A 6,717-nucleotide genomic window follows, 5' to 3' on the forward strand; every position below is an offset into this window, starting at 1 on the left:
GCCCCGTGGCCGGTCCCCGCGCCGGAACGATTCGGCCTGGTCCCGGCCCGCTCCGGGCGGGGGCGGGGGGGGGGGGGCATTTGTTTTGACCGGAGTCCGTGCGATAGGTACGCTCAAGCCTTGTGCCTGGGGTGTGCCTGGGCTCCCGTGCGTGTCCTCAACCGCACGGCGAGTCATATACCGGCCACCGTGATCCGCGCCTTTTCCGCCCCTGGCGGAGGTCCGCGAGATTCGACACACCCGACCGCGTGGGTCGGCGAATGTTCCAGGTTAGTTTTACCGACGGCACACAGAAACCGGAGAAGTAGTGCCTACGATCCAGCAGCTGGTCCGTAAGGGCCGGCAGGACAAGGTCGAGAAGAACAAGACGCCCGCACTCGAGGGTTCCCCTCAGCGCCGCGGCGTCTGCACGCGTGTGTTCACGACCACCCCGAAGAAGCCGAACTCGGCCCTCCGTAAGGTCGCGCGTGTGCGTCTGACCTCCGGCATCGAGGTCACGGCCTACATCCCGGGTGAGGGTCACAACCTGCAGGAGCACTCCATCGTGCTCGTGCGCGGTGGCCGTGTGAAGGACCTGCCGGGTGTTCGTTACAAGATCATCCGCGGTTCCCTCGACACGCAGGGCGTCAAGAACCGTAAGCAGGCTCGCAGCCGCTACGGCGCCAAGAAGGAGAAGTAAGAATGCCTCGTAAGGGCCCCGCCCCGAAGCGCCCGGTCATCATCGACCCGGTCTACAGCTCTCCTCTTGTCACCTCGCTGATCAACAAGATCCTGCTGGACGGCAAGCGTTCCACCGCCGAGCGCATCGTGTACGGCGCCATGGAGGGTCTTCGTGAGAAGACCGGCCAGGACCCGGTCATCACGCTGAAGCGCGCTCTCGAGAACGTCAAGCCGGCCCTCGAGGTCAAGTCCCGCCGTGTCGGTGGCGCCACCTACCAGGTGCCGATCGAGGTCAAGCCGGGCCGCGCGTCCACGCTCGCCCTCCGCTGGCTCGTCGGTTACTCCCGCGCCCGTCGCGAGAAGACCATGACCGAGCGCCTCATGAACGAGCTCCTCGACGCCTCCAACGGCCTCGGTGCTGCCGTCAAGAAGCGCGAGGACACGCACAAGATGGCCGAGTCCAACAAGGCCTTCGCGCACTACCGCTGGTAGTCGCAACCCACATCGAGACCGAGAGAAGACTGAAGCCTTATGGCTACCACTTCGCTTGACCTGGCCAAGGTGCGCAACATCGGCATCATGGCCCACATCGACGCGGGCAAGACGACCACCACCGAGCGGATCCTGTTCTACACCGGCGTTTCGTACAAGATCGGTGAAGTCCACGACGGCGCTGCCACGATGGACTGGATGGAGCAGGAGCAGGAGCGCGGCATCACGATCACGTCCGCCGCGACGACCTGCCACTGGCCGCTCGAGAATGTCGATCACACGATCAACATCATCGACACGCCGGGCCACGTCGACTTCACCGTCGAGGTGGAGCGTTCGCTGCGCGTGCTCGACGGTGCTGTCACCGTGTTCGACGGTGTGGCCGGTGTCGAGCCCCAGTCCGAGACTGTCTGGCGTCAGGCGGACCGCTACGGCGTCCCGCGCATCTGCTTCGTCAACAAGCTCGACCGTACGGGCGCCGAGTTCCTCCGCTGCGTCGACATGATCGTGGACCGCCTCGGCGCGACCCCGATCGTCATGCAGCTCCCGATCGGTGCCGAGGCCGACTTCCAGGGCGTCATCGACCTGGTCCGCATGAAGGCGCTCGTCTGGTCCGCCGAGGCCAGCAAGGGCGAGATGTACGACGTCGTCGACATCCCGGCGGACAAGCTCGAGCAGGCCGAGGAGTACCGCGCCAAGCTCGTCGAGACGGTCGCCGAGAACGACGAAGAGATCATGGAGCTCTTCCTCGAGGGCACTGAGCCCACCGAGGAGCAGCTGTACGCCGCGGTCCGTCGTATCACGATCGCCTCCGGCAAGGGCGGCGAGACCACGGTCACCCCCGTGTTCTGTGGCACCGCGTTCAAGAACAAGGGCGTTCAGCCCCTGCTCGACGCTGTCGTCCGCTACCTGCCGTCCCCCCTGGACGTCGAGGCCATCGAGGGCCACGACGTCAAGGACGCCGAGCTGGTCGTCAAGCGCAAGCCTTCTGACGACGAGCCGCTGGCCGCCCTCGCGTTCAAGATCGCGAGCGACCCGCACCTCGGCAAGCTCACCTTCGTCCGGATCTACTCCGGTCGCCTGGAGGCCGGCACCGCGGTGCTGAACTCCGTCAAGGGCAAGAAGGAGCGCATCGGCAAGATCTACCGCATGCACGCGAACAAGCGTGAGGAGATCGACTCGGTGGGCGCCGGCGACATCGTCGCCGTCATGGGCCTCAAGCAGACCACCACCGGTGAGACGCTGTGCGACGAGAAGAACCCGGTCATCCTGGAGTCCATGGACTTCCCGGCCCCGGTCATCCAGGTCGCCATCGAGCCCAAGTCCAAGGGTGACCAGGAGAAGCTGGGTGTCGCCATCCAGCGTCTCGCGGAGGAGGACCCCTCCTTCCAGGTCCACTCGGACGAGGAGACCGGCCAGACCATCATCGGTGGTATGGGCGAGCTTCACCTCGACATCCTCGTCGACCGCATGCGTCGCGAGTTCAAGGTCGAGGCGAACGTCGGCAAGCCGCAGGTCGCGTACCGCGAGACGATCCGCAAGGCCGTCGAGCGCGTGGACTTCACCCACAAGAAGCAGACCGGTGGTACCGGTCAGTTCGCCAAGGTGCAGATCGCGATCGAGCCCATCGAGGGTGGCGACGCCTCCTACGAGTTCGTGAACAAGGTCACCGGTGGCCGCATCCCGAAGGAGTACATCCCTTCGGTCGACGCGGGTGCGCAGGAGGCCATGCAGTTCGGCATCCTGGCCGGCTACGAGATGACTGGCGTCCGCGTCATCCTTCTCGACGGTGCCTACCACGAGGTCGACTCCTCCGAGCTCGCGTTCAAGATCGCCGGTTCGCAGGCCTTCAAGGAGGCCGCGCGCAAGGCTTCTCCCGTCATCCTTGAGCCGATGATGGCCGTCGAGGTCGTCACGCCCGAGGACTACATGGGCGAGGTCATCGGTGACATCAACTCCCGCCGTGGCCAGATCCAGGCCATGGAGGAGCGCAGCGGCGCCCGCGTCGTGAAGGGCCTCGTGCCGCTCTCGGAGATGTTCGGCTACGTCGGAGACCTCCGCAGCAAGACCTCGGGTCGCGCAAGCTACTCGATGCAGTTCGACTCCTACGCCGAGGTTCCGCGGAACGTCGCCGAGGAGATCATCGCGAAGGCCAAGGGCGAGTAACTCTCCCGAGTTCACGCTTTAGGCTTGACACCAGTCACCGGGGCTCAGCCCCCGAAACCCGAGGGATCGGGCCCCGGTTACTGGCATCCCAGCAAAGATCACCTGGCGCCGATGAAGCAAGGCGTTCAGAACCACTCCAGGAGGACCCCAGTGGCGAAGGCGAAGTTCGAGCGGACTAAGCCGCACGTCAACATCGGCACCATCGGTCACATCGACCACGGTAAGACGACCCTCACGGCCGCCATTACCAAGGTGCTGCACGACGCGTACCCGGACCTGAACGAGGCCTCGGCCTTCGACCAGATCGACAAGGCTCCCGAGGAGCGCCAGCGCGGTATCACCATCTCGATCGCGCACGTCGAGTACCAGACGGAGCAGCGTCACTACGCTCACGTCGACTGCCCCGGTCACGCTGACTACATCAAGAACATGATCACGGGTGCCGCGCAGATGGACGGCGCCATCCTCGTGGTCGCCGCCACCGACGGCCCGATGCCGCAGACCAAGGAGCACGTCCTCCTTGCTCGCCAGGTCGGCGTTCCGTACATCGTCGTCGCCCTGAACAAGGCCGACATGGTGGACGACGAGGAGATCCTCGAGCTCGTCGAGCTCGAGGTCCGTGAGCTCCTCTCCGAGTACGAGTTCCCGGGCGACGACCTGCCGGTCGTCCGCGTCTCGGCGCTCAAGGCGCTCGAGGGCGACAAGGAGTGGGGCGAGAAGCTCCTCGGCCTCATGAAGGCCGTGGACGAGTCCATCCCGCAGCCCGAGCGTGACGTCGACAAGCCGTTCCTGATGCCGATCGAGGACGTCTTCACGATCACCGGTCGTGGCACCGTCGTCACCGGTCGTATCGAGCGTGGTGTCCTCAAGGTCAACGAGACCGTCGACATCATCGGCATCAAGACCGAGAAGACCACCACCACGGTCACCGGCATCGAGATGTTCCGCAAGCTGCTCGACGAGGGCCAGGCCGGTGAGAACGTCGGTCTGCTCCTCCGTGGCATCAAGCGCGAGGACGTCGAGCGCGGCCAGGTCATCATCAAGCCGGGTTCGGTCACGCCGCACACGAAGTTCGAGGCCCAGGCCTACATCCTGTCGAAGGACGAGGGTGGCCGTCACACCCCGTTCTTCAACAACTACCGCCCGCAGTTCTACTTCCGTACCACGGACGTGACCGGCGTCGTGACCCTCCCCGAGGGCACCGAGATGGTCATGCCGGGCGACAACACCGCCATGTCCGTCGAGCTGATCCAGCCCGTCGCCATGGAGGAGGGCCTCAAGTTCGCCATCCGTGAGGGTGGCCGGACCGTCGGCGCCGGCCAGGTCGTCAAGATCACTGCCTGATCTTGAACTGACCTGGTGGCTCGCAAGAGCTGCTGAGCAGTGAGGGAAGGCCCCGCACCGAAAGGTGCGGGGCCTTCTCGCGTTTCCGGTGGGCTTTTTCCGGTGGGCTCTACGGCCGCCAGCTCCATGGGTGGCCGTCCGCGCCCAGGCCCACGACGACCGGCCCCCGCGCGCCCAGGTGGAGCGCGGCCGGTCCCCCTCCGGCACGGGTGCGGAGCCGGCCGCCGGCCCTGAGCGCCGTCCGGCCCTTCACGTCCGTGCCGAGCAGTACGGTGCCGAGCGCGGCCGACCGTGCGGCCACCACCTCCCCGTACCCGTCGAGACCGGCGTCGCCGCCCGGGCCCGTCAGCCGCGCGGCCGCCGGCGCCCGGTAGTAGAGCGCGCCGCCCGCGCTCGCCACCGTGGAGCCGGAGAGCGGCAGCGGCGCCCGCTGCGGGACCCCGTCCACCCAGTGCCGTACGTGCTCCCGCCCGGCCGCGTACAGGTGCACCCGGTCGGACGCGTCGAGCGAGACCGCCAGGCCGTCCTGGACCTCTCCGCCGCCGGGGAGCGGCCGCCAAGGGGACCAGGAGCCGTCCGCCGCCCGGACCCGCGTCGAGAGGCCCTTGTCCGCGTTCCGTACGAAGAGGTGGACCCGGCCGTCGGGGGCCGTCACCGCCACCGGGGCACCGATCCGGCGGCCCCGGTCGTCCCCGCGCTCCGGGTTCCCCAGGCCCCGCCAGGCCAGGAAGGGCCCGCCGGGGGAGCGCTGCTCCAGGAGCACCACCTCGCGCCGGTTGGCCCCGCCGTGCCCGTCGAGCGCGGCGAACCGCACCCCGAGGAGCAGCACCCGGCCGTCGCCGAGCACCGCCGAGCCGAGCGCCGGGGCGAGCGGGCCGCCGCCCAGGTCCACCGGCTCGTCCCAGACGCCGGGCTCCGACTCCCGCCAGCGGACCGCGCGCAGCCCGAGCACCCCGTACGCGGCGAGCCGGCCGTCCGGTTCCTCGGCGAGGGCCGGGCCCGGGCCGGGCCAGCGGTGGTGGGTGGAGCGGACCCAGCCCTTGCGGTTGGTCAGGGGCCGGTCGCCGCCGACGCCGTAGTCGCCGCAGCCCGAGGGGTTCCCGCACTCCCAGGACGGGTTCCCGCCGTACGGGACGAGCCGGGCCGCCTTCTCCTTCAGGACCTCCGGCGGGAGGTTCTTGGGCCAGTGCCGGTTGTAGTAGCCGCGGAAGGCGGTGGTCGTGAACGCCGGGACCGGTTCGCCGTCCCGGACCGCGTCCGAGACCCAGCGGCACAGGGCGGCCCAGGTGAAGGAGGCGACCGCCGTGTGGTCCCCGTGGTCCGAGTAGCCCGGCTGTTCGGAGTCCCGCTTCCGGGTGGCCTCGGCGCTCAGCTGGACGTCGGGGTCCGGGTCCAGGGTGTGCACGACCGTGGGCCGGTGGCGGCGGAGCAGGCCGACGAGGACGTCGACCAGCCGGTCGTAGTCGTAGGTGTCGGCGCGGGTGACGGGGGAGCCGGCCGACAGGTGGGTGCGCAGCTCCAGGGCGCGGTCCTGCCAGAGCGAGGGCAGCGCCATGTAGCGGCGGCCGGCGTGCATCGGCAGGTTGAGGAAGACCAGTTCGACCCTGCGGGCGCCGTGCGCGAGGGTGTCGGCCTCGGCCCGCCGGCCGCCGGGGAGGGTCAGGACCTCCCGCCGCCACGGCGTGAACGCCGGGAGGCCGAGCGCCACCGCGTACGCCTGGCGCAGGCCCTGGTGGCGGGCGGAGGAGTAGGCGGCCGGGTCCGGGGGGGTCTCGGGCATCCCCGCGATCCGGTTCCTGCCGTTGTGCTCGCCGGCCGTCACGTACACGGAGACGAGCGGGACGCCCGCGTCGAGCAGCCGCTGGGCGTCCGGGTTCATGAAGTACAGGTCGTCGTCCGGATGCGCGGAGAACTGCATCAGCAGGGCCCGCCGGGCCCGCGCGGAGGCGATCGGCCTGCCCGGCGCCGGATCGGCGGTCGGTGCGGTCCGGCGCGGCTCCGGTACGGAACACCCGGCGGCGGCCGCGGTGACCGCGAGGGCGGCGGCGAGGACCG

5 protein-coding genes are annotated in these 6,717 nt (G+C 68.9%); 4 read left to right on the forward strand and 1 reads right to left on the reverse strand.

Annotated features, from left to right (window positions below):
- The first annotated feature begins 307 nt into the window (after positions 1–307).
- The 4 genes from rpsL (at position 308) to tuf (ending at position 4,662) form a co-directional block, all read left to right on the forward strand.
- Positions 308–679: a 30S ribosomal protein S12 gene (gene rpsL / locus CCN56_RS37690; RefSeq protein WP_003948652.1), complete on the forward strand. Its 372-nt coding sequence runs from the start codon at positions 308–310 to the stop codon at positions 677–679.
- A 2-nt stretch (positions 680–681) separates the two neighbouring features.
- Positions 682–1,152: a 30S ribosomal protein S7 gene (gene rpsG / locus CCN56_RS37695; RefSeq protein WP_015035567.1), complete on the forward strand. Its 471-nt coding sequence runs from the start codon at positions 682–684 to the stop codon at positions 1,150–1,152.
- Between the two features lie 39 nt (positions 1,153–1,191).
- Positions 1,192–3,318 (forward strand): elongation factor G, encoded by a 2,127-nt coding sequence (gene fusA, locus CCN56_RS37700; RefSeq protein WP_041130769.1) that lies wholly within the window; start codon positions 1,192–1,194, stop codon positions 3,316–3,318.
- Between the two features lie 150 nt (positions 3,319–3,468).
- The gene (tuf, locus tag CCN56_RS37705) at positions 3,469–4,662 is read left to right on the forward strand and encodes an elongation factor Tu (RefSeq protein ID WP_041130770.1); all 1,194 of its coding nucleotides are present in this window, start codon (positions 3,469–3,471) and stop codon (positions 4,660–4,662) included.
- 109 nt (positions 4,663–4,771) lie between these two features.
- Here the strand turns inward: tuf and CCN56_RS37710 are convergent.
- On the reverse strand, positions 4,772–6,717 hold a 1,946-nt coding region (locus tag CCN56_RS37710; protein ID WP_086832190.1), incomplete at its 5' end, for a PIG-L family deacetylase.

This window comes from Streptomyces sp. NRRL B-24572, assembly GCF_002156145.1.
Classification (GTDB): Bacteria; Actinomycetota; Actinomycetes; order Streptomycetales; family Streptomycetaceae; genus Streptomyces; species Streptomyces vietnamensis.

What these genes read in the sequence shown, in the direction of transcription:
- fusA (WP_041130769.1), top strand. Translation starts at nt 1,192, where the DNA reads ATGGCTACCACTTCGCTTGACCTGGCCAAGGTGCGCAACATCGGCATC.
- rpsG (WP_015035567.1), top strand. Translation starts at nt 682, where the DNA reads ATGCCTCGTAAGGGCCCCGCCCCGAAGCGCCCGGTCATCATCGACCCG.